General features: G+C 60.1%; 23 protein-coding genes and 1 pseudogene. 14 read left to right on the top strand and 10 right to left on the bottom strand.

Annotated elements, in window-relative coordinates; genetic code table 11:
• Positions 1–22 precede the first annotated feature (22 nt).
• From NHF48_RS23475 to NHF48_RS23495, 5 genes are read left to right on the top strand one after another with little or no spacing between them, the layout of a single operon-like run.
• On the top strand, positions 23–1,726 hold the full coding sequence (locus NHF48_RS23475; protein ID WP_253072820.1) for an Hsp70 family protein: 1,704 nt from the start codon (positions 23–25) through the stop codon (positions 1,724–1,726).
• A complete protein-coding gene (locus NHF48_RS23480; protein ID WP_253072821.1) occupies positions 1,723–2,961 on the top strand; it encodes a hypothetical protein in 1,239 nt (412 codons plus the stop codon). Before NHF48_RS23475 ends, NHF48_RS23480 begins: the two co-directional genes overlap by 4 nt.
• Positions 2,961–3,137, top strand: coding sequence for a hypothetical protein (locus NHF48_RS23485; protein ID WP_253072822.1), 177 nt, complete (start codon positions 2,961–2,963; stop codon positions 3,135–3,137). The genes NHF48_RS23480 and NHF48_RS23485 overlap by 1 nt, the downstream gene beginning before the upstream one ends.
• 25 nt (positions 3,138–3,162) lie before the next feature.
• Positions 3,163–3,711 carry a DUF1266 domain-containing protein gene (locus tag NHF48_RS23490; RefSeq protein WP_253072823.1) on the top strand — a complete coding sequence of 183 codons (549 nt, stop codon included), beginning with the start codon at positions 3,163–3,165 and terminating at the stop codon, positions 3,709–3,711.
• On the top strand, positions 3,711–4,856 hold the full coding sequence (locus NHF48_RS23495; RefSeq protein WP_253072824.1) for a DUF1176 domain-containing protein: 1,146 nt from the start codon (positions 3,711–3,713) through the stop codon (positions 4,854–4,856). Before NHF48_RS23490 ends, NHF48_RS23495 begins: the two co-directional genes overlap by 1 nt.
• Before the next feature lie 84 nt (positions 4,857–4,940).
• Here NHF48_RS23495 and NHF48_RS23500 read toward each other — a convergent pair whose 3' ends face one another.
• On the bottom strand, positions 4,941–5,753 hold the full coding sequence (locus tag NHF48_RS23500) for an SHOCT domain-containing protein (protein WP_253072825.1): 813 nt from the start codon (positions 5,751–5,753) through the stop codon (positions 4,941–4,943).
• Positions 5,750–6,766: a DUF3617 domain-containing protein gene (locus tag NHF48_RS23505; RefSeq protein WP_263817138.1), complete on the bottom strand. Its 1,017-nt coding sequence runs from the start codon at positions 6,764–6,766 to the stop codon at positions 5,750–5,752. The genes NHF48_RS23500 and NHF48_RS23505 overlap by 4 nt, the downstream gene beginning before the upstream one ends.
• A 72-nt stretch (positions 6,767–6,838) precedes the next feature.
• On the opposite strand from NHF48_RS23505, the gene NHF48_RS26385 reads away from it, so the two are divergent.
• The 4 genes from NHF48_RS26385 (at position 6,839) to NHF48_RS23520 (ending at position 11,805) form a co-directional block, all read left to right on the top strand.
• Positions 6,839–7,447, top strand: coding sequence for an SPFH domain-containing protein (locus tag NHF48_RS26385; RefSeq protein ID WP_446741245.1), 609 nt, complete (start codon positions 6,839–6,841; stop codon positions 7,445–7,447).
• 134 nt (positions 7,448–7,581) lie between these two features.
• Positions 7,582–9,234 (top strand): phytoene desaturase family protein, encoded by a 1,653-nt coding sequence (crtI, locus tag NHF48_RS23510; protein WP_253072827.1) that lies wholly within the window; start codon positions 7,582–7,584, stop codon positions 9,232–9,234.
• A 188-nt stretch (positions 9,235–9,422) separates the two neighbouring features.
• Positions 9,423–10,475, top strand: a complete 1,053-nt coding sequence (locus tag NHF48_RS25605; RefSeq protein WP_253072828.1) for a TonB-dependent receptor plug domain-containing protein — start codon at positions 9,423–9,425, stop codon at positions 10,473–10,475.
• Positions 10,366–11,805, top strand: coding sequence for a TonB-dependent receptor (locus tag NHF48_RS23520; protein WP_253072829.1), 1,440 nt, complete (start codon positions 10,366–10,368; stop codon positions 11,803–11,805). The genes NHF48_RS25605 and NHF48_RS23520 overlap by 110 nt, the downstream gene beginning before the upstream one ends.
• 278 nt (positions 11,806–12,083) lie before the next feature.
• Here the strand turns inward: NHF48_RS23520 and NHF48_RS23525 are convergent, their stop codons facing one another.
• Both NHF48_RS23525 and NHF48_RS23530 read right to left on the bottom strand, forming a co-directional pair.
• A complete protein-coding gene (locus tag NHF48_RS23525) occupies positions 12,084–12,581 on the bottom strand; it encodes a hypothetical protein (protein ID WP_253072830.1) in 498 nt (165 codons plus the stop codon).
• Between the two features lie 1,027 nt (positions 12,582–13,608).
• Entirely contained in the window at positions 13,609–14,844 is a 1,236-nt protein-coding gene (locus NHF48_RS23530; protein ID WP_253072831.1) for an integrase, read from the bottom strand.
• 273 nt (positions 14,845–15,117) lie between these two features.
• On the opposite strand from NHF48_RS23530, the gene NHF48_RS23535 reads away from it, so the two are divergent.
• Positions 15,118–15,633 carry a hypothetical protein gene (locus tag NHF48_RS23535; RefSeq protein ID WP_263817140.1) on the top strand — a complete coding sequence of 172 codons (516 nt, stop codon included), beginning with the start codon at positions 15,118–15,120 and terminating at the stop codon, positions 15,631–15,633.
• A 598-nt stretch (positions 15,634–16,231) separates the two neighbouring features.
• Here the strand turns inward: NHF48_RS23535 and NHF48_RS23540 are convergent.
• The 4 genes and pseudogenes from NHF48_RS23540 to NHF48_RS23555 all read right to left on the bottom strand — a co-directional run.
• Complete coding sequence (locus NHF48_RS23540; protein WP_253072833.1) at positions 16,232–16,537, bottom strand: chromosome partitioning protein ParB; 306 nt, start codon at positions 16,535–16,537, stop codon at positions 16,232–16,234.
• Positions 16,530–17,198 carry a ParA family protein gene (locus NHF48_RS23545; protein WP_253072834.1) on the bottom strand — a complete coding sequence of 223 codons (669 nt, stop codon included), beginning with the start codon at positions 17,196–17,198 and terminating at the stop codon, positions 16,530–16,532. The genes NHF48_RS23540 and NHF48_RS23545 overlap by 8 nt, the downstream gene beginning before the upstream one ends.
• A gap of 1,950 nt (positions 17,199–19,148) precedes the next feature.
• A complete protein-coding gene (locus NHF48_RS23550; RefSeq protein ID WP_253072835.1) occupies positions 19,149–19,532 on the bottom strand; it encodes a hypothetical protein in 384 nt (127 codons plus the stop codon).
• 43 nt (positions 19,533–19,575) lie between these two features.
• Positions 19,576–19,887 (bottom strand): annotated as a pseudogene (locus NHF48_RS23555) (IS6 family transposase); the annotation flags it as partial.
• A gap of 600 nt (positions 19,888–20,487) precedes the next feature.
• Here NHF48_RS23555 and NHF48_RS23560 point away from each other — a divergent pair.
• Together NHF48_RS23560 and NHF48_RS26390 are read left to right on the top strand one after the other, a co-directional pair.
• The gene (locus NHF48_RS23560) at positions 20,488–21,543 is read left to right on the top strand and encodes a replication initiator protein A (protein ID WP_253072836.1); all 1,056 of its coding nucleotides are present in this window, start codon (positions 20,488–20,490) and stop codon (positions 21,541–21,543) included.
• 526 nt (positions 21,544–22,069) lie between these two features.
• Entirely contained in the window at positions 22,070–22,300 is a 231-nt protein-coding gene (locus NHF48_RS26390; protein WP_446741246.1) for a protealysin inhibitor emfourin, read from the top strand.
• A gap of 113 nt (positions 22,301–22,413) precedes the next feature.
• On the opposite strand, the gene NHF48_RS23565 is transcribed toward NHF48_RS26390, so the two are convergent.
• Both NHF48_RS23565 and NHF48_RS23570 read right to left on the bottom strand, forming a co-directional pair.
• On the bottom strand, positions 22,414–22,644 hold the full coding sequence (locus tag NHF48_RS23565) for an HAD family hydrolase (protein ID WP_263817144.1): 231 nt from the start codon (positions 22,642–22,644) through the stop codon (positions 22,414–22,416).
• Between the two features lie 80 nt (positions 22,645–22,724).
• Entirely contained in the window at positions 22,725–22,946 is a 222-nt protein-coding gene (locus tag NHF48_RS23570; RefSeq protein ID WP_253072717.1) for a hypothetical protein, read from the bottom strand.
• A gap of 543 nt (positions 22,947–23,489) precedes the next feature.
• Here NHF48_RS23570 and NHF48_RS23575 point away from each other — a divergent pair.
• The gene (locus NHF48_RS23575; RefSeq protein WP_253072718.1) at positions 23,490–24,026 is read left to right on the top strand and encodes a winged helix-turn-helix transcriptional regulator; all 537 of its coding nucleotides are present in this window, start codon (positions 23,490–23,492) and stop codon (positions 24,024–24,026) included.
• A 586-nt stretch (positions 24,027–24,612) separates the two neighbouring features.
• A complete protein-coding gene (locus NHF48_RS23580; RefSeq protein WP_253072719.1) occupies positions 24,613–25,326 on the top strand; it encodes a TetR/AcrR family transcriptional regulator in 714 nt (237 codons plus the stop codon).
• The last annotated feature ends 209 nt before the right edge of the window (positions 25,327–25,535 follow it).

Consider the following 25,535-nt stretch of genomic DNA (forward strand, 5'->3'; position numbering starts at 1 on the left):
TCGAACAGAAGGCACGCCGTCTATGATCCTTGGCATCGATCTCGGCACAACCAATTCGCTGGCGGCGATCTGGCGCGACGGCGTGGAGCTGGTTCCGAACGCACTAGGTAGCGTGCTGACGCCATCGGTGGTCAGTCTCGACAAGACGGGTGAGATCGTGGTCGGCGCGGCCGCGCGCGAGCGGCTGACGAGCCATCCAGAGATGACCGCGGCTGCGTTCAAGCGCTATATGGGGACGTCGCGCCGCATCCCGCTCGGCACGCGGTCGTTCCACGCGGAGGAATTGTCGTCCTTCATCATTCGCTCGCTACATGCGGATGCGGAAGCGTTGCTAGGGGAGCCGATCAACGAGGCCGTCATCACGGTGCCGGCTTATTTCAGCGATGCGCAGCGTCGGGCCACGCGGTCAGCGGGTGAGCTTGCCGGACTGAAGGTCGAGCGGGTCCTGAACGAGCCGACCGCTGCTGCGCTTGCCTATGGCTTGGCAGAGCGTGACACTGCCGATGGACCGGTGCTGGTCTTTGACCTGGGCGGGGGCACATTTGATGTGTCCGTCCTGGAAATGAACGACGGCATCGTCGAGGTCCGTGCCACGGCGGGCGACAACTTTCTCGGCGGCGAGGACTTCGACGATGTGGTGGCCGCATGGTTCGCCGGGGCGGTTGGTATGGCGATGCCCGATGGGCTGAGGCCGGAAGGCCAAATGCCCACGGCCCGCCTGCGTCGCGCGGCGGAGGCGGCACGCCGCGTGCTAAGCGGCGCGCCGGTCGCCAGCATGTCACTCACGTTGCCCGACGGAACGACGCGTGAGGCGGAACTAACAACTGAGATCTTCGCGCGCGTCGCGGAGCCGTTGCTCGAACGGCTGCGCACGCCGATCGCGCGGGCGCTGTCGGACAGTCGCATCCGACCCGAGGAATTGTCCCACGTCGTGTTGGCAGGCGGCGCAACCCGGATGCCCATTGTGCGGCGCGAGGCGGCTCGACTGTTTGGACGCCTGCCGCTGCAACGGCTTGACCCCGACGAGGTGGTCGGGCGCGGTGCCGGCGTGCAGGCGGGACTGAAGATGCGGTCTGCTGCGCTATCAGACATCGTGTTGACCGACGTCGCGCCCTACACGCTTGGCATCGAGGTGAACGAGGGGCGACCCGGCGCGTCGTCTCTGGGACGGATGCTGCCAGTGATCGAGCGCAACACCGTCGTGCCGGTCAGCCGGATGCGATCGGTGGTGCCAGGGCGCGACTTCCAGCGCGAGGTGGAGGTCCGCATCTTCCAAGGCGAGGCGCGGTTGGTACGCGACAATATTCCGCTCGGCAGTTTCGAGCTGGCGCTGTCGCCCCGGCGTATTGCCGACCAGTCGATCGAGGTGCGCTTCACTTACGACGTCAACGGCATCCTTGAGGTGAGCGCTAAGGCGGAAGCCGACGGTGCGTCCGAGCGCATCGTCATCCAACACGGACCGGACACGGCCACACCGGAGGAGGCGGAAAGTCGGCTGGCGGCGTTAGCCGCACTGAAGATCCACCCCCGTGAGCAGGCGGTCAACCGGCTGCTGCTGGCGCGCGGCGAACGGGTTTTTGAGGAACGGCTCGGCAGCGACCGTGACCAGTTGGGCGCCATGCTCGGCCGGTTCGAGGCAGCGATCGAAACGCAGGAACCTGCAAATATCGAACAGGTCGGGACCGAACTTGCTCGCCTGCTTCACGAGCTGGAAGCATACCGATGAGCAACATGCCAACACCGGAAGACTGGGTCTGCCTCGGGATCGCGCCGACCGACGCGGCTGACGTTGTTCGTCGAGCCTATCGCGAGCGATTGAAAACGACCGGACCGGAGGTGGATCCGGAAGGCTTCCAGCGCCTGCGTGCTGCCTATGAGGCTGCCTTGCAAGCCTGCCGTTCGACACCCGCGCCTATTATTCAAAGCGCGGTGGATGCGGATGAATTCATTGCCGCGCTCGCCGCACGCCGTACCGCGGGTGACGAAACGGGCGCAATCGCATTAGTTGATGACACCCGCGCATCGTACCCGCCCGGATCTGCCGCCAGCGAGGTAATCGAGGGCGCTTTGCTGGACCACGTCGCGCTTGAACGGACGCTCTCTCCTTCCCTGTTCTTGCATCTCGTCCGCCTGTTCGATTGGCGCGACACGCAAGGCTACGCAGCGCGGCGTGATCCCGAGCATCATGCGATGGTGCTCGATCGAATTGCGGCGGAGGACTTCTTTGCCGCCTTTTCCGCCTATGCGCGGGTGCCGGAGGGACAGCTCGAGGCACTGGTGCTCGCGCCTTATGGAGAGGCACTGGAACGGCTGACCAGAGACGGGATCGGCCCCGAGCAACGCGCCGAGATCCGTGGCATCTTCGATCAGTTCCTCTCGCACGGTGGGTTGCTGATCAGGCGGCTGGACGGAGGGACGCTCGCGCTGCTGCGGCAGGCGGTCGAAGGCCCGCCGCTTCTCGGTGAGCCTGTCACCACGTCGAGCCAGGCGGCGGTGTCACCGCCGGTCGGTACGGTAACACCCATCATCCCGACCCTTTCCGGCAAGACGAAGTGGAAGATACGCGCCGCCACGGTTGCGCTCGTCGGCGCGGTCGTTCTCGGCAAAGTCTTCTACAAGTCAGATCGTCCTACGTATGGCGGTACCGACACCGCGCTGTCGGCAAGCGTCGCGCTCCCGCTGCTTAAGGATCCCAAGGTGAGGTGGGTCGACATGGTGCAGGAGCCGGACGGTGTCCGCGTCGACTGGGCGCCGGTCATGCGGATGCGACATGCGATCCAAGACCTGCGCGTAGGCTACAACGACGAGAAGCCGAACACCGTCTTTCCGCTACCGCAGTTCGACGCGCCGATCGGCTTCGTCGCGCCGCCCAGCATCACCGCGATTTCGATGCGCATACGCACCAGTGACGGCGTGTGGTCGGAGATCCGCCGCTATCCCGTACCGCAGGAGAAGAAGTGATGGCGGACATCGCGGTGTTCGGCGCCAAGCGCCCGTTTGCATCGGTTGAGCAGCGCTGGGCCTACGCCGTCGGGGCCCCTTATCATGTCGGCCATGGTCACCCGGTCGACGGGCTCCCTGAGGCAGTCGAAGCCGATGGCGAGCGCGCCATGCTTGCGCGCGATTGGGGGAATTGATGACCGAGCGTCGCTGATCGAAGCGATGAATCATTTGGGCAGCGAAGGGCACCGCCATCGTCTGGCGTTGAAGCTGCGCTATTATGCGATGATCTGGCGCCCCGCGGTTGCCTCGATGCGCGAGGAACTACGCGCCACCATTCGTGAGGGGGGCGACGAGGCAGAGGAAGCAACGGCCAATCTATGGCGGCTCGATGCAGTCCAGGCCGATCTGCAGGGTATCCGATCATCGTCGTTGCTGGCGTTCGACGCCGCACGCGGGATCATGCTGGCGCGCGACGGTCTTATGCTTGGCTGGCTCGAGGAGGACGAGGCATGGGCGTACATACTCGATGTCGCTCGCGATGTTCGCCGTAGCTATGCGTCCTGGACGGCATTTGGCGACGACTTTGTACTGTCGCGCAACGTGTGGGCGGGTAACGGCGATCCGGACGTCTTCGACACGGTAGTGGCGCTGCTCGGCCGTAATGCGGCTAGTCCATGGCGGACCCTGGCTTGGGACGCAGGCTATCTGTCCGTTCCGGCGCCAGTGCGTACCGGTGCCGATCTGGTCTGGACGCTGGAGCGGCGCTGATGCGAAGCGCTGCGCAACTGTCCTTGGCGCTTCGTTGCGCGCTAGCCTTCCCTGCCGCTGTCGCGGCGCAGGCTTTGGCGCGCCCGGCCTTTCCGCCAGGCATCCAGCCGCTTTACCGCGAGATCGGAGACTGGATAATTGTCTGTGACAACACGCGTCAGTGTGTCGCCAAATACCTTCTTGGCGATCATGACGGCGACACCAATCCGTATGACGAGGATGCCGGGATTGTAATCGCCCGCGGGGCTGGGCCGGCTGGAGACCTAACTGTCGACGTCACGGCGGGTTCGAGCTTCGACCCGAACACCATTCGGATCGACGATGCTATGCCGCGGCGTCGACCAAAATGGGAAAGGTTCGACGAGAACCGCGGCGCGAGTATTGATGACGTCGATGCGCTGTCGTTCGTCCGCGAAATGCGCGATGCCAAAACGGTATCTTGGTCAGGAAAAAGCCGCGGCTCGCGCGTACCGCTTCGCGGGCTGGCTGCGGTCCTGATCGCGATGGATGAGGCGCAAGGCCGCATCGGCAACGTCAGCGCGTTGGGACGCCCCGGCCCCCGCTCCGCTACAACCACGCCCGCGCCTATTCTACCACCGACGGTGACCCAGGGGCCGAAGCCGAGTCCCTTGGCGAAACCCGACGCGCTCGCCCGAAGCGTGCGTCGGCTGCAGGGGCCTGTACTAGCCGCCCATGATTGCGACCGGGAGGCTGGCGTCGGCGACAGCGCTGATCCGCTCGATGCATCCAGTGCAATCGTCCTGCTGGGCTGCGGTCGGTTCGCGTACCAGACCTCGGTGCTCGCTTTCATCGTGCCGCGTGCTGATCCGGGCAAAGCTAGGCTGCTGATGCTGCCGGATCCCCTGCCCTCTGCCCCGCAAGATTCCGAGAGTCGCGGCGAATATGTCGAGGGCAGCTATGACGCCGCCAATCGCGTCTTTGGTCAATATGCGAAGGGGCGCGGCATGGCCGATTGTGGGTCAGCGCAGGAATGGACCTATGACGGCGCTAATTTCCACCTATCGTCTTACACGCTCCAGCAGCGGTGCGGCGGCGGGTCTGGCGATTGGCCAACGCTGTTTCGCACCCGCATGCAGCCTTCCTTCAGGAACCTTAAATCTGGCAGTACGCCTTCAGCTAGATAGTATGCACAAGACCATCTTCTGCCGATTCAAAGCTCCAAGCTCGTAGTCGATCGGTTCGGTGCAGGCTTGCGATCCTGTCGCTCGTCATGCCTGGCTGACATCGGTATTAGTGACGATCGTTCGCCGCCAAATCGGCGAAGCCGGGATGCCGCATCGACGCCGGACCGTATGCCAGCGGCCGTCGGTCTTCGTCTGCAGGGTAACCCAGAACGGCGCCGTAGCCCCCAACGTTTGCCGGATCACAACGCGTCCCGCCCCACAGACAAGTGCATCGAGCGCCGCTTCGAGCTCAGGCGGCAGTCCCTGCTCCGGACGATGCAGATCGATAGGGTCCAGATCCCATCCTGCCCCCCAGCAATGGATCGTGCCCTTCTCCAATGCCAGCGACAGCTCGAACGACAGCCCCGGTTGAACGAGAAACGTACAGGGCACCTCAAGTGGCACATCGCTGCGCCACGAAGGGTCGAGTGCATGTCTTCGCGCAAACTGCTCCAGCGAGGCCCGCGTGGCAGATTGATAGCTTGCCCAGGTCCGCCTGCCATCCGCCCACACCCGCTGCGGGGTGAGAGCAGGCGGGATTGGTGACGATACCGGCCAGGCGAGGATTTGTACCTTCCCCTGTAAAAACTCGTCATCGTTGATGAGCCCACGCTCGCGCATTTCCGCGAGCCCATGGATCTCGTCAACGATGGAACGCTTCGGGACGGGTGGCGTCAAGGCAGGTCGCTTCGATGGTTTCCCTTCCTTCCGATTAGAAAGACACAAGACCAGCGCTACCGCGATAGGACCTGTACACAGGCCAAGACTCATCCAAAGCGCAGGCGAACGTCCCTTGAAGGATGCGATTACTCCGCCGACGCCGGCGCTGATGAGCATTGAAACGATCAAAAGGTTCATGCTGACATGGCCTTGACTACCAGGGCGCAATTCGAAAGCGGCACGGAAGCGGGGATCAGCGACAGGACGTGAGCGGCAAGCGGCACAGTTCCAAGATTAGCGCTGAACGTCAGCAAGGCACCACGGAAGGTGACATCCAAATTGACGGTGCCCGGGGCCTGGCGGACGTCGATGCGCTCGATCTCGTCCCATGATCGCCGGTGCCGGCTAACCACCCGAAAGTCGAGTCCATCTGGCGTAACGACCAAGGACGGCTTGGCGTTGTTCGTCGCTACCGCATACCACCAAGGCAGACCCCGCACGCCTGCAAAGGTCGCAAGTACCGGGATATGCGCCCCGCCCATCTGATCTATCGTGATATTCGCAGTAGTAGCGTGCTGGTAACGGCTGCGTGCCAGCAGCCGGATCACCCAAGGCCAACCCTTGATTGAGGCATAGATAAACCCGATGAACGTCAGGAGCTGAACGATCCACAGTATCGCCGCGCCTGCCGTCCAACCGCTGGTATTCGCCGATGCTTTGCCCTCACCCGTGCTCCCGCGCCGATCTGGACAGGGGCCAACATAACGCGCGCGGAGCATGGTCGTCGGCAGAATTTGTGGAGCGCCCCCGATGCGATCGATCCGGCTGGTAGTGATGATGGTGTAATCGCGATCGCTGTTCTCGGTCAGTTCGCGTCTGATGGCCAGCGTGACGCTGTTCCCGCTGCGACACGCCGCCTGGACGAACGCTCCAGATTGAGTCTCGACCGGGCCGATCACGCTGCAATCGGTCGGCCACCGAGCCATGGCGCGCCGCGGGAGATCGGCGGGCATGCACTCCCGGCCAGCAGGCATTGCGGGCCGTCCGGCCACCTCGCTGCGGCTTTCCCACAAGCCAGCGCGCTGCGCCTGTGCGGTAGTGGACAGATTGCCGATCCCGTAAAGCAGCAGCGATAGGCAGTGGCGCCAGAACATCATACGGATGTATTCGCTTCTGACGACGTGTCCAGGCGGCAGCGACACCGCCAGCATCTCGCTAAATATCCCGGCAGGACGTATTCGATCCCCTGCTCAAACCGTAAGTGCCGCCCGCCCGGAGGATCGATGCCCTATCTATTCGTCATTGCCCTGCCGCTTATCGTTTTGTTGGTCGTGGCATCCCGTACGTTCGGGATAATTCAGGAGTATCAGCGCGCGGTCTTGTTTCGCCTCGGCCGACTGGGGACTACCAAGGGACCGGAGTGGTATTGGCTGATCCCCTTCATTGACCGGGTCGTGAAGGTTGCCGTCCCACCCGACGTTTTACTCAGGCGTGGCGCTCAGAAAAGCGTGGTCAATAAGACGCCAATGACGATCACGCTGCCTGCTATAATCTACCGGACGCTCAACACCTCACGAAAGAACCTATGTTCGGCGATAGCGGCACTCGGATCTTCCATCCGAGCGCTCGAACGGGTGCGGCAGGCGATAGGGCAAGCGCTACAAACCAGTCGACCGAAGCGGACAACGAGGGTGACAAGGCTTTCCCTAACAAAGTCGAAGGCCGAAGCGACAGCGCTACAAGCGTTACGCAATCGGCTTCTTTCGAGTAGATACCGCTCGACCGAACGAATAAGTTCAGGGTCGCCCACGACCAATATCCAAGCCATCCTAGATTACGCTGGTGATGGGCGGACTGGCTGCCATTTGCAGGAATATTATCTCAGTTTTTGACCCCGCCAGCATCGCTCGGGCGTTTCAATCACTCGCCACCGTCGAAGTGCCGCAGCAATGGTCATCGCACCGGATCAAACTACTGGTTGCGCAGCGACGATACCATCTCCCGAATTCCAGGAAAGACGACCGTCATGACCCGCCAACGCGCTATAGTAATCGGATCGGGGATCGGCGGCATCGCCTGCGCGATCCGCCTGCAGAGCCTTGGCTTCAATACGCAGATCGTTGAACAGCTCGCCGATGTCGGCGGTCGCGCCTACGTCCGCCGCGTCGACGGCTTCATCTTCGACATGGGGCCGACCGTGCTCACCGTCCCGCATTTCATCGAGGAGCTGTTCTCGCTCGAACGGGACGTAGCGATGCTCGACGAACCGGACTTTCCGCCATCGGTGCTCTCAGAGGGCAGCCGTGTTGTATCAGGCGCCAGCGGGGGCCCAAACACGCGCCGGTATGTCGACATCGTGCCGATTCTGCCGTTCTACCGAATCTATTTCGATGACGGCACCTTCTTCGATTACGACGCCGATCCGGTCAACGTGCGCGCGCAGATTGCGCGATTGGCACCCGAGGATCTCGACGGCTACGAACGCTTCCACGAGGCTGCGCGCGCGATCTTCCAGCGCGGCTTCCTCGAACTGGGCTATACGTATTTCGGCTCGCTAGGCTCGATGGTCGGCGTCCTTCCCGACCTGCTCAAGCTCGGCGCGATCCAACCGCTATTCTCGCTGATCTCGAAATATTTCAAAAGCGACAAGATGCGGCAGGTGTTCAGCTTCGAGCCGCTGCTTATCGGCGGCAACCCGCTGAAGGTCCCCGCAATCTATGCGATGATCCATTTCGTCGAAAAGACCTGGGGCGTGCATTTTGCGGTCGGCGGCACCGGCGCGCTCGTCGCGGCGATGGTTCGCAAGTTCGAGGAACTGGGCGGATCGGTACGGTTGAACGCCAAGGTTGATCGGATCGATGTCGAGAAGCGCGGCCGCAAGCGCGTCGCGACCGGCGTGAGGCTGGCGAACGGCGAAACGCTGGCGGCCGATCTCGTCGTCTCGAACGCGGACTATGCGACGACCTATCTGAGGCTCGTCGACAAGGCGCACCGGCGGATCAATCGCGACGCGCTCGTCAAGTTCCGCAAACAGAGCATGTCGCTGATGGTGATCTATTTCGGGTACCGGATGCAGGATGGCGACCCCGACCTGCGTCATCACAACATCATCCTCGGCCCGCGCTACGAAGAGCTTCTGACCGACATCTTCGAGCGCAAGATCCTCGCCGATGACTTTTCGCAATATCTCCACATCCCGACGATTACCGACCCCAGCCTCGCCCTGCCGGGGCACCACGCGGCGTACACTCTGATCCCGGTCCCGAACAACCAGAGCGATATCGACTGGGACGCGATCGGTGAGGGCTTTGCCGATACGGTGCTGAAATTCCTCGACGAGCGGGGATACATCCCCGGCCTGCGTGAGCGGATCGTCCATCGCAGCTTCGTGACGCCGGACTATTTCAAAGAGGTGCTGGGATCGCATCTCGGCAATGGCTTCGGGGTCGAGCCACGAATGACGCAGACAGCATTCTTCCGCCCGCACAACCGGAGCGAGGATGTCGCCAACCTCTACCTAGTTGGCCAGGGTACGCAGCCCGGCGGCGGGACGCCCTCGGTGATGATGTCCGCCAAGATGACCGCACGGGAAATCGCGCGCGACTTTGTCATCGATCCGCGGATCGTCGCCGGCGTTCCGCTCGTGCCTGTCGATGAAGCCTCCGCAATGGCTTGGTGACCATCTCTCCGCCCTCACCCACTCGATTGTCAGCTAGCTGATCTGCAGGATGAAAATCACGCCATGCCAGGCACCGAAAGCCGAGCGATGCAGCGCAAAACAAAAGCTCTGTCCACAATTCCCACTGTCAGCATAGGCATATCGCCATACAGGGCAAGCAGCGGCAAACGCTGACATAAAGGGGTATCATGGCAGCACATCCGTCATCGACGACGCGCGCGCTCTCGGCGCTCGCACTCATAGCAGGCATGGCAGCTTCGCCAGTTACCGCGCAGTCGACTAACGCGGTCGAGGTCGGCCCTACGGACGACGTTGGCGAGATCACGGTCACCGCTCGTCGCCGGGAAGAGAGTCTGCTGACCACGCCAGTTTCCGCGACGGTTCTATCAGGCAAAAACCTGGTCCAGCAGAACATCCGCAACTTCCAGGATCTGCGCGGCGCCGTATCCAATCTAGAACTGGTACCCCTGCTGTCGGGCGGCACGAGCTTTACCATTCGCGGAATCGGGCAGACCTTCAATCAGGTCAATTCGGACACCAAGGCCGGCTTCTACGTCGACGAGATGTACGTCAGCCGGCAGGAAGGCAACGACCTCTACTTCTACGACGTCGCGTCGTTGCAGGTCCTGAAGGGTCCTCAGGGAACGCTGTTTGGTAAAAACACGACGGCAGGCGCGGTGTTGCTCACGACACAGCGTCCGACCGATCGATTCGAAGGCTATGCGCAGGTCCGCGCTGGCAGCTTCAGGCGGATCGATACCGAGGGTGCGCTCAACGTGCCGCTGACCGATGGCGTCTATGCCCGGGCAAGCTTTCGCACGCAGAGCGTACGCGGCTATATCAAGCACGTTCTAGACGACGACCGCAGCGGGATCGTCAACAATCAGTCGGGCCGCCTTCAGCTGCGTGTCGACAAGGGCGGGCCTTTGACGATCGATCTGCTCGGCGAATATAACCGGTCGAAAACCGATGGCGGCGCGACCATACCCGTCGGCTGCCTTTCCACGGCGGGATACATCCAAAACTACGATGCCCTCCACGCCGTCCCCTATTGCACGGCCTATCCAGTGCTGGGGGAAGGACTACACCGTCTATGGCGGCGCCACTCTCCTTGCGCCTACCAGCGCGGCCGTGACAGACATCGCGCGCGGTGGCGATGCGGGCGGTATCTCTCGTTATGCGGGCCGTGGCCCCTTCAACAACACCGACGCAACGACACTAAACGGCCGGCTCGGCTATGATCTAGGCGGCGGCATCGCCCTGCACTCGATTACCGCGTATCGCCGCTCGCGCGCCCAGTTCTACACGCCAGTGAACGACGCCCCGACTGACATCTACGCGGAATATGATGACACTCGCAGCACGCAGTTCACACAGGAGCTTACGATCGGGGGCACCATTCTGGACGACCGCCTGACGTTTCTCGCGGGCGCCTTCTATTTCCAGCAGAAGACGGACTTCCTCCAGGATACCGGACCCGACTGGATCGACCCGCTTGGCTACGTCTACGACGCCTCGCTCAAGTATCGCAGCTACGCAGCCTTCGCGCAGGCGTCGTACAAGATCACGCCGAAACTGGAGGCGACTCTCGGCGGGCGTTACACCTATGATCGCAAGACGGGCTCGAGCTACGTCTTCTTCGCCGGCCGGGAGAACACGTTCCTCTACAACGGCGTGCCGACGCAGTGCGGCTATTTCAACGGCGACTTTCTCGGAGGGATCGCCAATTGCGGTGGTGCCCCATTCACAGCGCGCGATACCGATCACTGGGACGGCTTCGATCCGAAGCTTCAGCTTTCCTATCGCTGGTCCGACACGGTCTTCACCTATCTAACTGCCGCACACGGTTACAATTCCGGCGGCTTCAACCAGCAATTGGGCGGCCCTTCAGCCGACGGACGCTTCCCGTCTTCCTACGACCCCGAAAAGCTGTGGTCGTACGAAGCCGGCGTGAAGCTCGACCTTCTCGACCGGCGGGCAGTGATCAACCTTTCCGGCTTCTATCAGAAATACACCGACATCCAGGCGAGCGTGAACGTCCTGGTCGGCAACGTCTCTACGCGCCAGGTTCAAAGCGCGGCGTCTGCTCACGAGGCAGGGTTCGAAGGCGAATTCGTGCTGCGGCCGGTGCGGGATCTGACGGTACGAGGCAACGTCTCGTATCTGACGCAGGGCTATGACAGCATTCGCCCGAACGCCGTAACGCTAACGCTCGATACGCCAGTCAATTCCGCACCGAAATACACCTACAGCGCGGCCGTAGCCTATGATCTGCATGTTGGAGGTGGGCTTGTGACACCCAGTGTCGACGTACGAGGTGTTGGCAAGAAGCCCGCGTGCCAGTCGGGTGCCGACTATGTTTGCCGCTTGCCGGCTTATGCACTGGTCGGGTTCCGGCTCGACTACTCGCCTGACGCTGACGGGCGCTGGCGGATCGGCGTTTACGGGACTAACGTCTTGGACAAGGTGACGCAGCAGGCCCGTACGGGGTATTTCGGCGGTTTCGGCATCGACCGCTACACACCCGGTCGGCCGCAGGAGTTCGGTGTCGAAAGTTCGTTGCGGTTCTAAAAATATTGGGTCGAAAAGGCTGAATAGAATTCAATTGACTTGCCGTAGGGGTGAACCTTCGGATTAGCACAGAATCGCGACCGCCTCCTCCCGAAGGACAAGTATTTTAAAATGAGCAATACCACGACTTTGGGGGGGCACGATCTGCGCTCATCGGGATCCCTTCTAATCCCAGCTTGGGTTGGTTCTACAATTGCCCGGGCTAGTTCCGACGAGTGATCGCTTCGATGCTTATCGACAAGCCCCGTTTTGCCGAGCCACCTTGTTCGCAGTAGTCGTTACGAACGACTGCCCACTACTGCAGATAACGATCCGTCCGGATTGCGCCCCCTCACGAACCAGTACGGCATCCTGCTGCGCTTGTCGGATATCTTCCGGGCTGCCTTCTCTTGCCGCTGGAAGTGCAACCTCGGCAATCCCCCGAAGTTAGCCGAACCATGCAGTGCACCTTCTATCTCACGATCGAATTCGCCTGCTTTGATTGCGGATCGCATGTTCACCAGGTAATCGGCAAAGCGATCAGTGGGAATAAAGTTCGTCGTTTGACCACCGATGGTCAATGTTGCCCCGTTTCGCGTGGTGGGTGTAAATGCGACATACTCCCCATCACGAACGAACCATGTCCCTGAATGAACACCGTCGGTCGCCCACGCCTTTTCGGCCAGATCCATATCCTCCAAAACTTCGTTGCGGTCGGAAACCGGGTCGGCAGACGGCGATGAGACTGCATCCTGCAAAACGGATTTAGCCGCGTTAACAATGCTTTCTAGTGACATTTCATTTCTCCAATACTGCGCCGGGACGTTGAGGATGCGATGTGTACAGAGGATGCGATGTGTACATTCGCCTCGTATAGTCGGCTCGAGCCAATCTGTTGGTTCTGTGCACCGTTATTGGGATGGGCTCGTCCCATCACCGGATCTTTGCCCAAGAGTTCGTCATTGCATCCCCCTAAGTCTTGCCGAAGCGGTTCGTCGCCCCGTCGTAGCGTACTTAACGGCCTAGTCCGCAAATCGGGTGCAGGCTCAGTATAGGGCTTGGTAGACCGGAGTCCCATGGACCGCATGCCGCGACTTCGCGGTTTACTCGTACCTAGCGGGAGGATCGAAAATGCCGGCAACTCCACCCAATCTCTACGCACAAGCCCCCGTCTGAAAGTCAGACGGCACGCCACTGTCTGATAACCACCCAGATTCCTTGCCGGGCTTCAACAACCCGGCGCCCGCTTTGATTGATCCGGACGTTCCAGGCGACGAACCGAGCGATACGCCCATGAAGTGTAAGTTCGGATCAGTGTAGAACCGTGCCCCGTCAAGATCTTACTAACTGCCCGTCATAAGCAATAAGGCTAATACTCAAAGTACCTTGATCGGCGTGAAACGAAATCCCAAAGAAGTTACGTTTCGGGGTGTTTTGCGTTGTCAATGACCAATGCGTCTTTTTTCGACGCCTATCCAAAGGTTCCGCGTTCGCTCACAGCCTCCTCGCCTTGATCATTTCGGCATACAAAGCAGCGCGCCCCTAAATGCGCGATGCGAGCCGAAATATCATTGCAGGTTTCGGCTTGTTCTCTTGCCTTCTGTTCGTTTCGAACAAAGTCATCGAGCCTATCAGATTTATCCACGGCGTCCCTCCCATCAAGCGGGAGCGTTGAAGCGTCTCTCAGTCACCGTCATGCTGTTCGCGAGTCACGGCAATGATCGGTGTTAACGCAAAGTCGAACGTGAAGCGAATTTCTACTTTACTTCGTCTTGATGCCGCCTGCTCGGCAACGAAGGGAGCAATCCGACATGGCCCTGGCCGTTAGCTCCTAATGCGTGACAGGACGCGGGCGGCGACATTACTCCGGGCGGCAAGCTTGCGTCCGTAGCGCAACGCGGTGGACGGCGACGACCAGCGCAACGCCTGCGCAATACCAACACCGTCCTCGCCGGCCGCGAAGAGATCTTGGGTGAGCCCCACGCGCAACGAGTGGCTCGACAACGCGCGCGCCGCCTCCTCGACCTTCGCGATCGGCATCTCGACCAGCCCCTGATCGAACGCACTCAGCGCCACCCGCCGATAGATCCCGTTGACGCCCTGCCGGCTCAGCGACGCGGTCCCAACGGTATAGACCGTCCGCGCCGGCTCCGCCCTCTTGCCCTTCAGCTTCTCCTGCCAGTGCCGCGTGTGCCCAGGGATCGCCTCGTACGCCATCGGCGGGACCGCGGCGCGCAAACGGCGCCGATCAACCCCAACGCGGCGGAAGACCGGCCCCTCGGTGATAGCACTCGCGACCAGCCAGGCGCCGACCCGGCGCATCGTGTCCGCGGACAGCCAGCCCCAGGCCCCCTGCCCTTCCTGATCGGTCTTGGACGATGGTATGAACAGGAGCGCCGAGCCATCACTGTGCGGATCGATGTGCGCGACGGTGACCGCGACGAGTTCACTGACGCGCAATCCCGCATCATAGCCGAGCGACAGTAATGCAGCATCGCGCAAGCCCTGCAAATCGCCGCCACAGGCGCCGAGCAGTGCGGTCAGCGTGAAACCCTTGGTATGGGGATCTAGCGAGGCTCCGAAGCGCAACGGGGCAGCCTGACGCTGAGCAGCGCCACGTCGTCGGCGCAGGCCCTTGAGCGCGGCACGGACCATGACGTGGCTGGTGGGCGCATGCCCCCTCTCCTGCATTCCTGACAGACCGTGTGCGGTGGCGAGACTGGCAACCCGCCGGGCGACCGTGGCGGGCTTGGCGCCGCGCGTCTCGAGCATGGCGATGTAGCGGACCAGGTTTTCGGGCTCAGCGGGCAGCGGGGCGACACGGGTGTCCTCACACCAACGCAGATAGCAGGCCAGGTCCGACGCCAGTGCCGCCTTGCTCGCTGCTGCCATCGCGCCAAGCTGCGCGTCAAAGCCGATCTCGCTGACAGGGCCGGCATCAGCGGACAGCGCAAGACCCAGCAACCGGGTAACGCGGGCATCGATCGGCTCGACGATCCCACGCCGCGCGCGGACCGGCAGCCCCTCCCCGTCGGTACGATGGACTACGATCTCGCTCATACCGCACGTGTCCGCTGGTCCGTTTTACCCTGCATTCCGCCTGTGTATCACATCCCTGTAGTTACCATAATGTCCGATTATGGTAAGTGGAGGAGGAAGGCAGATGGCGATGCCTAGTAATTTGTCTATTGCTAGCGTACCAAACTGCTTGGGTACGCGTTCGGTCGACTGGCTGGCGCAGCGCGCTTTGCGTCCCCCAAAATCCGCAGGATGTCGGCCTGGCAACCGTTACAGGCGCTTGGCGTGCGTATCGGCACGACGCCGGCGCCGGTGATGTCGGCCCTGCGCACCAGCCAGCCAAGTAGCGACCCTAGCTCGATCCTTATGACCGACGACCCGCGCCGCGACGCCGTCGTGCTTTGGCTCGCTGCCAACGGTGTGCCGGCAATCGCGGACGTCGCGACGACCGTCGTTCGCATGGTCAACGCGACCCGCGGTTTCGAGGTCGAAGCGCTGGCGTTGCTCGATGCTGCGCAAGACGCGGTGTCAGATGTGCCTTCCAATGGCACCCTCACCCAAGCCTGCGGGCTGGTGGACCTAGGTCCAGATCATCCACTTCAGGGTCTGGCTTGCGCCACAGCTGCAGTCGACAGTCTGATTACTATGGCGGATTTCGCTGAAGGTCAGGGACGTGATGCGATGCTCCCCCCCTCCCGTACGATGCATCATTACATCGCACCCGATCCGGCGGAATGCTGGGCCCTGAACTTCGCGTTTGTCGCCCGCAGTGTCGCGCCGTCCGTGACAGGAATCGTCCCCCCCTACGGTATTTCGGCTCGATCTGAATGACACCGAACGATCTGCTGCGCTCGTCGATCATAGCATCCAGTCGGCGTCCGCAGCGTTCAGGGGCCTAGAGGACATCGAGAGCGCTCTTTACCGCGGTCGCGACGCCCTCGCCGGCCTATCGCGCAACGCCCGTGCCGCTGACGCTTGGGCTCTCAGTACCGCGTTCGGGCCGATCACGCGTGCACAGATTGGACGTGTGCTTGGCCTGTCGCGCTCGGGTGCGGATATACAGGCACACGCGCTCGCCGCTGCCGGACTCGTTAGCTTGAAACCGGGGGGCCGGTTAATCCCCGCCCCGCCCAACCCGTCCGCGTCAGCACCGGCATTCCTTGATGCAGGGCCGCTGGGTGCAGCGAGCGCGGATCTCGACCTTGCGATGGAGGAAATAGACCACCTGTTGTCGATTAGGCGCGACGCTGGCTGAATGATATTTAGGCGCAGTCTAGCGCCGCCATGATCACGGTCGGGGTAGGTGATTTAGGTTCTTCGGCTCTGCTACATTCCTGTCAAAGCCGCCCGAGCCGGTAGCGCAGTTTACCGGGTTTGTTCGATAACCCGATTAGCGAAATGCCACGAGTAAAATTGGCATCACCCGCGCCTACTCGTGATCATGTTGCTGTTCTATATAAAGCTTCCAGGCCTCCTCAAGAATAACCCCCTGCGTGACGCCCCTTCTCTGCGCTTCGTAGGCTATCGCGTCAGACACGTCCGGCATTACTTTCGCATGGATCTGACCTGTCCTCGGGCTCGGTTGCCGACCGCGGCGCCTTTCGGTTCCCTCCCTGGCAACGAAGCCGTGGTCCACGGCCGCGGCGTCGGCGGCGGCAACCGACCGTTGATCTGAGCCCTTGCCGCGCGATTTCAGACTACCGAGGTCAATTTTGAACGGTGCCTCGTCAGTCATTTTGTAATCCCTTCATCAAACGCTGCAGTACAGCTTTCGCAAATAGTTCAGCATTCTTACGCGCTGCGTCGGCATTACCTTGCGGCGGCATCGTATAAAGGTCGCCGCCAAACTCGAAGAGGCTTGAGAACGCGGCTCGTTCGAGCAGGTCAGGTTCTATGACATCGATCCCCTGCCCTCGCAGAGACGCTGCAATCCCGGAATGTTGTTTTGACTTCACTGTCTTTGTCATGGTGAATACTATCGCTAAGGGAATAGCGCGCCCAAGCGCTTCCTCTTCCTCTTGGATCAAAGCGATCGTTCGCGACCCAACTGTTGCATCCAAGGTTGTTGCCCGCATCGGGGTGACCACGAGATCGGCTTGTGAAATGGCTCGCGACATCAACCGGGATGCGATCCCTTCAAGGTCAACAATGACGATTTGTCCGTCACGATCGTTTTCCTTGATCGTTTTGATGATGGTCGCGTCAGTAATGTCGGCGATGACCTTCACACGGTTTGGCTTTTCCCCACGAGACGCCCAATGGCTGACCGATCTGTTAGGGTCGCAGTCGAGAAGTGTAACGGGTACACCAGCGTGAGCAAGTTGCGTTGCCAGAATCACAGCTGTCGTACTTTTCCCGGCGCCACCTTTCGGAGACGCGATCGCGATCGTAGGCATCAGACCCTCCGCGGATTAGCCAATTTACCGGATAAACACATTACAAGGCAAATCCGGTTATTCGTCTTATCCGGTTCCGCCTCGTCATGGTTTCCTTCGAAGAGTGTTAGATATACCGGATTTATATAGCAACCAGATATCACTTGAAATTGGATTTCTCTGATCATCCGGTAACTAGGTTTATCCGGTTAGTCCATAAATCCGATTTTATGGCTTATCAGGTTGCGTTGTCACCGGTTCTCTGCTGGGCCTTGCTACGTAGGCACCATGTGAGGTCTAACTCGCGCAAAAAAACGATAGTTGGAGACCATTCGTTCCTCCCTTCTCTTCCCCGCACGGACCGGGTCACGAAGGCTAACCTACTTACCGGATTTATCGACCAACCGGATAACAATAGTTACCCGGTGCTCGTGATAATCTGGTGCGATCAGCAGCCTGCTTCGATTGCCGTCCGAACCCAATGATCCATGAAAATTAATCCAATGTGGCGGTATGGGCGGGACCCCGACCAGCCCCAATATCCGACGCTGCAAATAAGTAGTAAGGCCGGGCCAATATCAAAACCAGATATTTGAGTCATCCGGTAGTGGAAGACACCCGATTTTTAGAGTCACCAGATATGTCAATTTACCAGATAGCTAGGTTAACCGGATAGGTAGGTTTACCAGGGAGGCATTCTAACCCGATAGGTAACTTGTACCTGATAAGCTGTGTTACCGGGTAGGTTGGGTTACTCGAAAAGTTGGGTTATCTGGTGGTCCGGTAACCGGTAGGTACGGTTGCCCGCTAGGGGCGGTTACTCGATAAGTCCAAGCACCGGATAATCCTGCTAACCGGATATGCGCAGCTATTGGATAGGGCTAAGTGCCGGAGTTCACAACTATCGGCAAATCGCGTCTACAATCATGTACTTACGCCAGACAGGATCAAAGGCGAACTGATTAGCAAAAAGTTCGGTTATCACAGAGACCCGATAATTGGTTTAACCGGGTCGACTAACCTGATATGATCACATATCGGATCCAACTTCAAGTAAGCGAGTTGCTCGGCCAGGCGACCTATGAACCGTGAGAGCTTCAACTCGGATTAGGGACAGACCCGGTTGGAAACTGGCCCCGATAAGCCAACTGACGAACCAGCCGTGTTCGCGTGAGAAGAAACCGGCTTCGTCGAACCGACCGGGTAGCGGACCATGTGATGCCGAAACTTGGCTATAAACAACGGCATATTTGGCCTGATATGTAAGAGCGGTACGTCTCTGGCGTCAGATCATGCGCAACATGTGCGACTTGAGGGGCTGCGAACGCCGCGAGCAGCCTCTAGACCTAACACACGCTCGACGTCCTTTTTCTCATAGCTGCTGCAGGCGTGACCAGCCCGGCGCCGTTTGCCCGTCCGTTATGCCCACGACGTCGATTAGGTCATCATGCCAGGGATCCGACAAACGGGGGGAGGGGAGGGTGGGGGGTAGTCCGGCGCCTTGAACGTCGCTCGATTTGCACGCCCGCCGCTGATCCGCCAGCGCCGCGCCCCCGCTCACTTTGAAGGTCGTCGTGGCCATCGCCGCGATCTACTACCTGAAAGCCACCCGACTGCGCCATCAAGTGCTTGGACAAGGGGAGGCGGCAACACTCCGGCTGGTTCGTTCTGCGCGTCTGTCATCCGGATAATCGCAGCCACTCGTCCCCTTTAGTCAAAGCCTCGCTATCACGTACTCACCTCCTCGATAGTGAGCTTCAACAGCGCCCCTTGGTCCGTTCATCCCAAGGCACCGTCGACGGTGACCTGTCTCGCCACCGCGTACCTGAGACGCTCGCCGAATGGATTTGGACAATTTGAACCTCCCGCCCGGCGTCCACCTCGAGCCGTGAGACGCAGTCGATTGCGGCCTGAACGGAGCGACATGCACCTTCGTTGACCCCAGCACCGGCGTTCAGGAACAGCACTGATCTAGGGCTTGTGGTCAGCCAGCGGCGGATGGACTTTGTGGTGGCCGACGTACCTGCCGCAAACCGGCCGGCATCCTCTTGCAGGCGCGCTAGCTAATGCCATCCAGCCTGCCCGGGTGCCCGTAGAGACGTCGGGGTTCAGGCGCATCGCGTCGGCCAGTGATTGATACCCGAAAGCACGAACTTTTGATGAGACGTCATGCAGTCGGGCACCGGGCCGCCCCGCCACGTCCCAGATCATATCGCCGAGCACACAGGTGAGACGGTTGTAAATAACGGGTGCCAGGCCGTCAGACCTTAAAATTGCTTCGCCGGCGCAGGCGAGCTCTTGCTGAGTGACGTGGTCGGCAAAGAAGTCCCAGTTACCTATGGCCGGGTCGAGCAAAAGATCCGCATCCTGGGCGGCATGCAGTCGTGCGAGTTGGCTAAAAGTCGACGGTGTCGCCGTCCTTGTCGACGGCTCGATAGAGGTAGGCCCATTTGCCATTGACCTTGATGTACGTCTCGTCGACGCGTCAGCTTCGTGAACACCCCGGCCGCTTCCAGTACCAGCGCAAACGCTTCCCCATCTCGGGCGCATAGTGCTGAACCCAGCGGTACAGCGTCGTGTGATCGACACTGACGCCCCGTTCCTGCAGCATTTCCTCAAGGTTCCGGTAGCTGATGCCGTATTTGCAATACCAGCGAACGCCCCCGAGAATGATCTCACCCCTAAAATGCCGCCATTTGAAATCGTTCACGCACGCTCCACCGCCAGCCCAAAGCCGCCAGATTGACTCACGCCAATTTTTGCAACAGAGCCCCCTATGCTGCTTGGCCTGTTTTCCCTCGTCACCCTGTTCGCAGACGACATCCACCAGGCCCGGGCCATCGCCGCACGTTCGGCACACTAGTACACCAAGCAAGCCATCACTTTCAGCGATGCGCTTGCCGCAGTCCGGCGACAATTGTGGGCCGACCAGACTTTCGCCATGTCCCGACAGGACCCCGACCCGCAAAAATCACCCGACGCCATCATCGACCGTCTGGTCGATCTTGCCTGCTACGCGGCCTAGAATGCGGAAAGTCGAGCTGAGATGTTGGTACGCCCGGTCATTGAGCACGACCGTCTATGATTGTCGCGTAGCGCCTTCTGCCGCTGATGCGCTTGCGGCGTCCATGTTTAGTCCAGCCCCCCCGCAGCCGCCGGGCACCCCTTCCACCGAGCCATCAAGCACGGCTGGCTGCGTCGACTCGTCTATCGAGCACCGCATCTCGCCTTTTGAGCACAAAACGATTCGTCTTTCGAACACATTGGAGGTACGTCTCGATTCGTCTATTGAGCACAAATGGGGCGGAGTATGGAGAGCCAGTTAGAGATCATCCCGAACCTGTTCCTTGATCGACAGGAACAGCTCCGGCACCGCGACATAATGAACTTAATGGAGTATCCATTTTTCGCGATCTCCAAGCAACCAGTGTTCGAGACGCGCATCTATGACGACGGTAAAGTCCGCATCGAAGTGAAGCCCGGTCATCGAGGGCTGGCGACAATATGGGACAAGGATATTTTGATCTATGTCGCATCCCAGATCAATCGCATGCTTAATGAAGGCGTCATAGTCACCCAGAAAGTGCGCTTCCACGCCCATGACTTTTTCATATCATGCGGCCGCTCTGCCGGCGGTAGGGCCTACGAAGATCTAGTCTCGGCATTCGATCGCCTTCAATCAACTTCGATCCGTACAAATATAGCCACCAAGAACGGGCAGACTGAGCGCACATTTTTCTCTTGGATAAAGTCAGGCCGCATGACTGAGCGCATGATCAATGGAAAACCAGTTCTCGGCATGTGCGAAGTCGAGCTCGAGGACTGGGTGTGGCGCCAAATCGTCGAAGACCGCACGATTCTCTCGATCGACAGCGCCTATTTTCGGCTAACGAGCGGAGTGGCTCGTCGAGTGTACGAGCTCGCCCGTAAGCATTGCGGCCGGCAATCGCACTGGACAATCAGTCTGCCGAAGCTTGCAGAGAAAATTGGTTATAGCGATGATGACAAACGCAATTTCAAGCGGTTTCTAGGCCAAATCGTCGAAGCGAATGATTTGCCCGAATACGAGGTCCACATCGCGCTTGTCGGTGATACCGAGGGTAAACGGCTGGCGGATTTTAGATCAGTGCGCGGAATTAAAGGCCTGAAGGCGGTATTTACCCGTCGTCCGAACGTGCTCGAAAGACGAGATTCTCAGGACGTGCTCGATAGACGTGCGGGAGATTCCCCCAAGCGATTTGAACAGCACGGTCCTTGTCGTGATCGGGAGGTCCTTCCGCTAGTCGAACCGGAGGAAATGGCAACCGCAGAGGACTTTGCCGGTCTGCTGCAGCGATTCGCCAGCGGGAAGATAGTGTCGAGCTAAGGGATCCTCGTCTATTGAACACAAGGCAAGCCTTTTTTCTCGTCTATCGAGCACGGTCTCGACCGTCTATCGAGCACATGGAGCTCGTCTATCGAACACATCTATTCGTCTATCGAACACAAGGGTCGACGCAACCCCTTGAATCTAAACGCTTATTTTGGCCCTAACTTACTTAACTTGGAAATAATAACATTGATTCTTAACGGAACTACCGAGCAGGAGAGCAAGACGATATGCACGGTGTGAGGCTCCGTTGTGAAGCTGATGCGGAACTGTGCGAAGTCGACCTGGGGCCTGCTCTCCGAGCAAGGTCTTGAAGCGAACGGAATAGGCTGTCCCGCCACCGGCAAGGCGTAGCGGGGGGACCTCATCGCGCACCATGCTGTAGCTACCTGCGTAACCGCGACCGGTGATTTTAACGGCGCAAGTGTTGCGCCGTCAGCTCTGGATAAGGGTCGGCGAAATCACGGCGTGGCCGTGACCGACGGCCTGACCATTCGCGACAGCGATCGAGATCGGCCTGTCGATGACCGGCGGGTTCGCGCATCTCCCGGGTCTCGGCACGGAGCGTACCATAACTCTCGCTTTGATCGATCCGGACCGAGCCAAAGCCTTGTCAGCTGCGTTGGATGCCGTGGCGTTCTTCGCGCGCGCAGAGCCCGGTGAGGGGCGTGTACGGCCCCATGTGGGTCCGAGTAAGCCATGCCGGTCGATCGCGTCTCCTGACACTGCCGAAGCCATTAGCCGTGCCGCCTGAAGCGCCCACCGCTGGGTATGAAGGTAATCAAGGTTCGCATCGATGGCACTGCGGACAAGTTCCAGATCCGTCATTGCCCGGCTCTATGGCGATCGGGATAGGCATCATCCAATTCACGAGCCGCGAGAAACCGGCCGGGATGGGAGGGGGCGGCTCTGACGATCGATCCACCGCGCACGTGATCCAGCCTCGGCGGCGACGATATCGTCGCGCCAGGTATCGCCCACCATCAGCAACTCACTGGCCTCGCATCCCAGGCGTGTCGTCAGGCCGGCGTATACCGCTCTCTCAGGCTTGATCGCCCCTGTATCGAAGGGATCAGTGCCAGATATCCACCAGATCACTCAGGGATGGCCTTCAGCGGGACGGCGTAGGGCAGGGCAGGGTTGGAAGCGACGGCGATCTTCACACCCTGCTCGCGAACTCAGCGTAACGCATCCAGCGTGTTGGAGTAGAGCGCGATCGCCGCCAGTTCCTCATCCAGCATCGCTAGTTTGGCGCCCGGATGCGGTAACCCCAGTGCAGCGTCATAGTCCGCGAGGCCGATCGGCTGAACCATCGGCGAGAGCAGGGGCTCCGCCCGGCCACGGGCTTGCCGGATCAGCCGCTCGAACGGATGCCGCTTGCGACCGATATGGACCAGCATACCGAACGCATCGAATGCAACTGCACGGGTGACCGCATAGAGGCGATTGGCAGCGGCGAGTGAGGCGGACGTACAGCGCGTCGCTGACAGCGCGGGTCATAGCATCGGCGACCACCGCCGCGTCCGGATCGGTTGGTTCGAGGAAGATCATGGCCGCCTCGTCTCCCCGACCGCGGCCGGCGAGGTCAGCCAGGACGGCAGCGTAGGCAGCTTGCTCGGCCAGTGTGCGAAACTCGGAAGGGCATCGTTCATGGCAGGCTCGTCCTGGCTCGATGGGGGTGATGATCGTCGAAACGCCCGTCTCTGTCACGCCAGCTTGTCCAAAGCGCTTCCTTCTGCGACCATAGACCCGCGGTTCGGTCAATCCCGGCCGTGGGGCGTCGTAACCCCGATGATCACAAGTCTGGTCGAGAGCTTCTCGGCCGGGTGGCTGTCACGCATGTCCAAGGCTTGCCTAAAGGTGGCAGCGCCTTGTGCTTGTGCAGGGTTACGAACGCCCGGCTCTCGGGCCGGGCATCGCCTCCGTTTTCAGCGGGAGGTGGCATGTCAAAAATCAGCAAGCGAACGTATGAAGAGCAAGCCGAAGCGCTCAGCCTTATCGGAAGGGTCGCAACTGAATTCGATATCATGACCAAACGTCAGGGAAAAAAATACACCGGCCCTATCGGCTCTGCCGGCCGCGGTATAATCGACGCGTTGGCCATGAAGCGGGGAGCTTTTTTCCGCCCGGTGCCGTTCAAATACATCGAGCTTTGCGAAAACACCGGTCTTTCCCGCGGCACCATTGCAAGTGCCATGAAACGCCTGATTGAGCAGGAGTTTGTAACTATCAGCGGTTCACGTATCGCCCTCATGGCAAAGCTCAGCTTGCCCGGCAAAGCTATTGCTGCGTTCGAGCAGGAACAAAGGAGATGGGCCGATAAATTTGGTGATCTAATAAGTCATTTCGAACTTACCGATGTTTTGGCTGTATTGGACGAGCCGGAGTTTGAAGGTTATGAAGAACGCCAGCTGCTGGAAAGCAAAATATTCACTGAGGCCTTTTGGGCAATGGCGCGAGATAGCGACGAAGAAACGTGATTTATAATCGATTTAGACAATTCTAGAAATGTAGACCGCCGTTGGATCGACAACACATTTTCAACTGTACCATCATGAAGCATTGGTAATCGCCCACCCCGGTCTGAGGCGTTTCATGCGCCCAGGGTAGCGGCGATGGTACCGAAGATGTTAGTCCTATGCGTAAGGGCGTGGTGGCGACGACGGTCCTGATGTCAGCATCGCCCTGAGCCGCCTACAAGGCGCGGTAGCCATTGGTGATCTTGCGCTGGATGACGGCGGGGCGGAGGTCGCACTCGCAGGCATTATTGTTCGGTGCGACCTCGCCGGGGCATACTCGACCGCCTAATTGACCTTGGCTGCTACGCTGCCCGAAATGCGAAAAGTTGAACTAAGACGGATAGGTATACCGCTCGGTAAAGGGGGGGCAAAGCGACCGCCTGATCTGCGCTGCACTACCCCAAGGCCAGTTAGCTCGACCCAGAAGAGATCTAACTAGCTGTGAACGCTGCTTCGGTATGGCCCTACCGATCGGTAAGGCCGTGTAACGTGTCATCCTGCCAAGCTATATACCGATCGGTAGAAGCAGACTTTGTCAAAGGCCAGCATGTCCAGCCAGCAATCGCGTGGGTTCAACCAATCCGAGGCGCTGGACCGCGCGTTGGCGCTGTTCTGGCGCAACGGTTACGAAGGCACATCCATTGCCGATCTGACCGAAGCCATCGGTATCTCGCGACCGAGCCTGTATGCAGCGTTTGGCGACAAGGAGCAGCTGTTTCGGGCTGTTCTGGCCCACTATGGCACCGGACCTGGAGCGTATATCCAGCACGCATTGGACAAGCCGCGAGCAGCTGACGCGATCCGGGCGCTCCTGTTGAACGCTGCGGCCTCGTTCACCTCGCTTGACCCCCCTCCCGGCTGCCTTGTCGTGCAGGGAGCGCTTGCGACGGGCAGGGAAGGGGTAACCGCGCGTGATCTGCTCGTCGCCGAACGGCTGTCCCGCCAGGCCACGGTTCACGCACGCCTGAAGCGCGATGTGAGTGAGGGAGACCTGCCGGCTGGAACCGATCCGGTCGCCATCACCGAGTACATCATGACCTTGCTGAACGGCATGGCCGTGCAGGTGCTCGGTGGGGCGGATGGGCCGATGTTGATCGCGGTTGCCGAGACCGGCCTGCGTGCATTGGGACTGGAGGCACCGGTGAGAGCAGCACCCGACGTTCCGAAAAAAGCATCCGCTCCGTCACCGGGCAAGCGGACCAAAGTTGAAAAGTCACTGGGACAACTTGCGATGGACCTCTGGCCAACAGAGGGTGATTAGGTTCAATCGCCCAAGGGCTCGGATGCCCCCTCTGGACGTCCCGAAATGAACCTACGAACCGGGACAGGCCAGTGCAGCAAAACTCGGGATTTCAGGGGGTTCAGGAGGCACACATCACGCTGTGTCCAGCAGGCATAAACTATTGATATTCATAGGATATGACAGCGTCATACGGCTGTAAGCTCTGTTTGCATGACGTCATACGCGAT

It is taken from the genome of Sphingomonas sp. H160509 (genome assembly GCF_024124765.2).
In the GTDB taxonomy this organism is placed as follows: Bacteria; Pseudomonadota; Alphaproteobacteria; order Sphingomonadales; family Sphingomonadaceae; genus Sphingomonas.

What these genes read in the sequence shown, in the direction of transcription:
- NHF48_RS23475 (WP_253072820.1), top strand. Translation starts at nt 23, where the DNA reads ATGATCCTTGGCATCGATCTCGGCACAACCAATTCGCTGGCGGCGATC.
- NHF48_RS23480 (WP_253072821.1), top strand. Translation starts at nt 1,723, where the DNA reads ATGAGCAACATGCCAACACCGGAAGACTGGGTCTGCCTCGGGATCGCG.
- NHF48_RS23485 (WP_253072822.1), top strand. Translation starts at nt 2,961, where the DNA reads ATGGCGGACATCGCGGTGTTCGGCGCCAAGCGCCCGTTTGCATCGGTT.
- NHF48_RS23490 (WP_253072823.1), top strand. Translation starts at nt 3,163, where the DNA reads ATGAATCATTTGGGCAGCGAAGGGCACCGCCATCGTCTGGCGTTGAAG.
- NHF48_RS23495 (WP_253072824.1), top strand. Translation starts at nt 3,711, where the DNA reads ATGCGAAGCGCTGCGCAACTGTCCTTGGCGCTTCGTTGCGCGCTAGCC.
- NHF48_RS23500 (WP_253072825.1), bottom strand. Translation starts at nt 5,753, where the DNA reads ATGAACCTTTTGATCGTTTCAATGCTCATCAGCGCCGGCGTCGGCGGA.
- NHF48_RS23505 (WP_263817138.1), bottom strand. Translation starts at nt 6,766, where the DNA reads ATGCTGGCGGTGTCGCTGCCGCCTGGACACGTCGTCAGAAGCGAATAC.
- NHF48_RS26385 (WP_446741245.1), top strand. Translation starts at nt 6,839, where the DNA reads ATGCCCTATCTATTCGTCATTGCCCTGCCGCTTATCGTTTTGTTGGTC.
- crtI (WP_253072827.1), top strand. Translation starts at nt 7,582, where the DNA reads ATGACCCGCCAACGCGCTATAGTAATCGGATCGGGGATCGGCGGCATC.
- NHF48_RS25605 (WP_253072828.1), top strand. Translation starts at nt 9,423, where the DNA reads ATGGCAGCACATCCGTCATCGACGACGCGCGCGCTCTCGGCGCTCGCA.
- NHF48_RS23525 (WP_253072830.1), bottom strand. Translation starts at nt 12,581, where the DNA reads ATGTCACTAGAAAGCATTGTTAACGCGGCTAAATCCGTTTTGCAGGAT.
- NHF48_RS23530 (WP_253072831.1), bottom strand. Translation starts at nt 14,844, where the DNA reads ATGAGCGAGATCGTAGTCCATCGTACCGACGGGGAGGGGCTGCCGGTC.
- NHF48_RS23535 (WP_263817140.1), top strand. Translation starts at nt 15,118, where the DNA reads ATGTCGGCCCTGCGCACCAGCCAGCCAAGTAGCGACCCTAGCTCGATC.
- NHF48_RS23540 (WP_253072833.1), bottom strand. Translation starts at nt 16,537, where the DNA reads ATGACTGACGAGGCACCGTTCAAAATTGACCTCGGTAGTCTGAAATCG.
- NHF48_RS23545 (WP_253072834.1), bottom strand. Translation starts at nt 17,198, where the DNA reads ATGCCTACGATCGCGATCGCGTCTCCGAAAGGTGGCGCCGGGAAAAGT.
- NHF48_RS23560 (WP_253072836.1), top strand. Translation starts at nt 20,488, where the DNA reads ATGGAGAGCCAGTTAGAGATCATCCCGAACCTGTTCCTTGATCGACAG.
- NHF48_RS26390 (WP_446741246.1), top strand. Translation starts at nt 22,070, where the DNA reads ATGACCGGCGGGTTCGCGCATCTCCCGGGTCTCGGCACGGAGCGTACC.
- NHF48_RS23570 (WP_253072717.1), bottom strand. Translation starts at nt 22,946, where the DNA reads ATGCTGGTCCATATCGGTCGCAAGCGGCATCCGTTCGAGCGGCTGATC.
- NHF48_RS23575 (WP_253072718.1), top strand. Translation starts at nt 23,490, where the DNA reads ATGTCAAAAATCAGCAAGCGAACGTATGAAGAGCAAGCCGAAGCGCTC.
- NHF48_RS23580 (WP_253072719.1), top strand. Translation starts at nt 24,613, where the DNA reads ATGTCCAGCCAGCAATCGCGTGGGTTCAACCAATCCGAGGCGCTGGAC.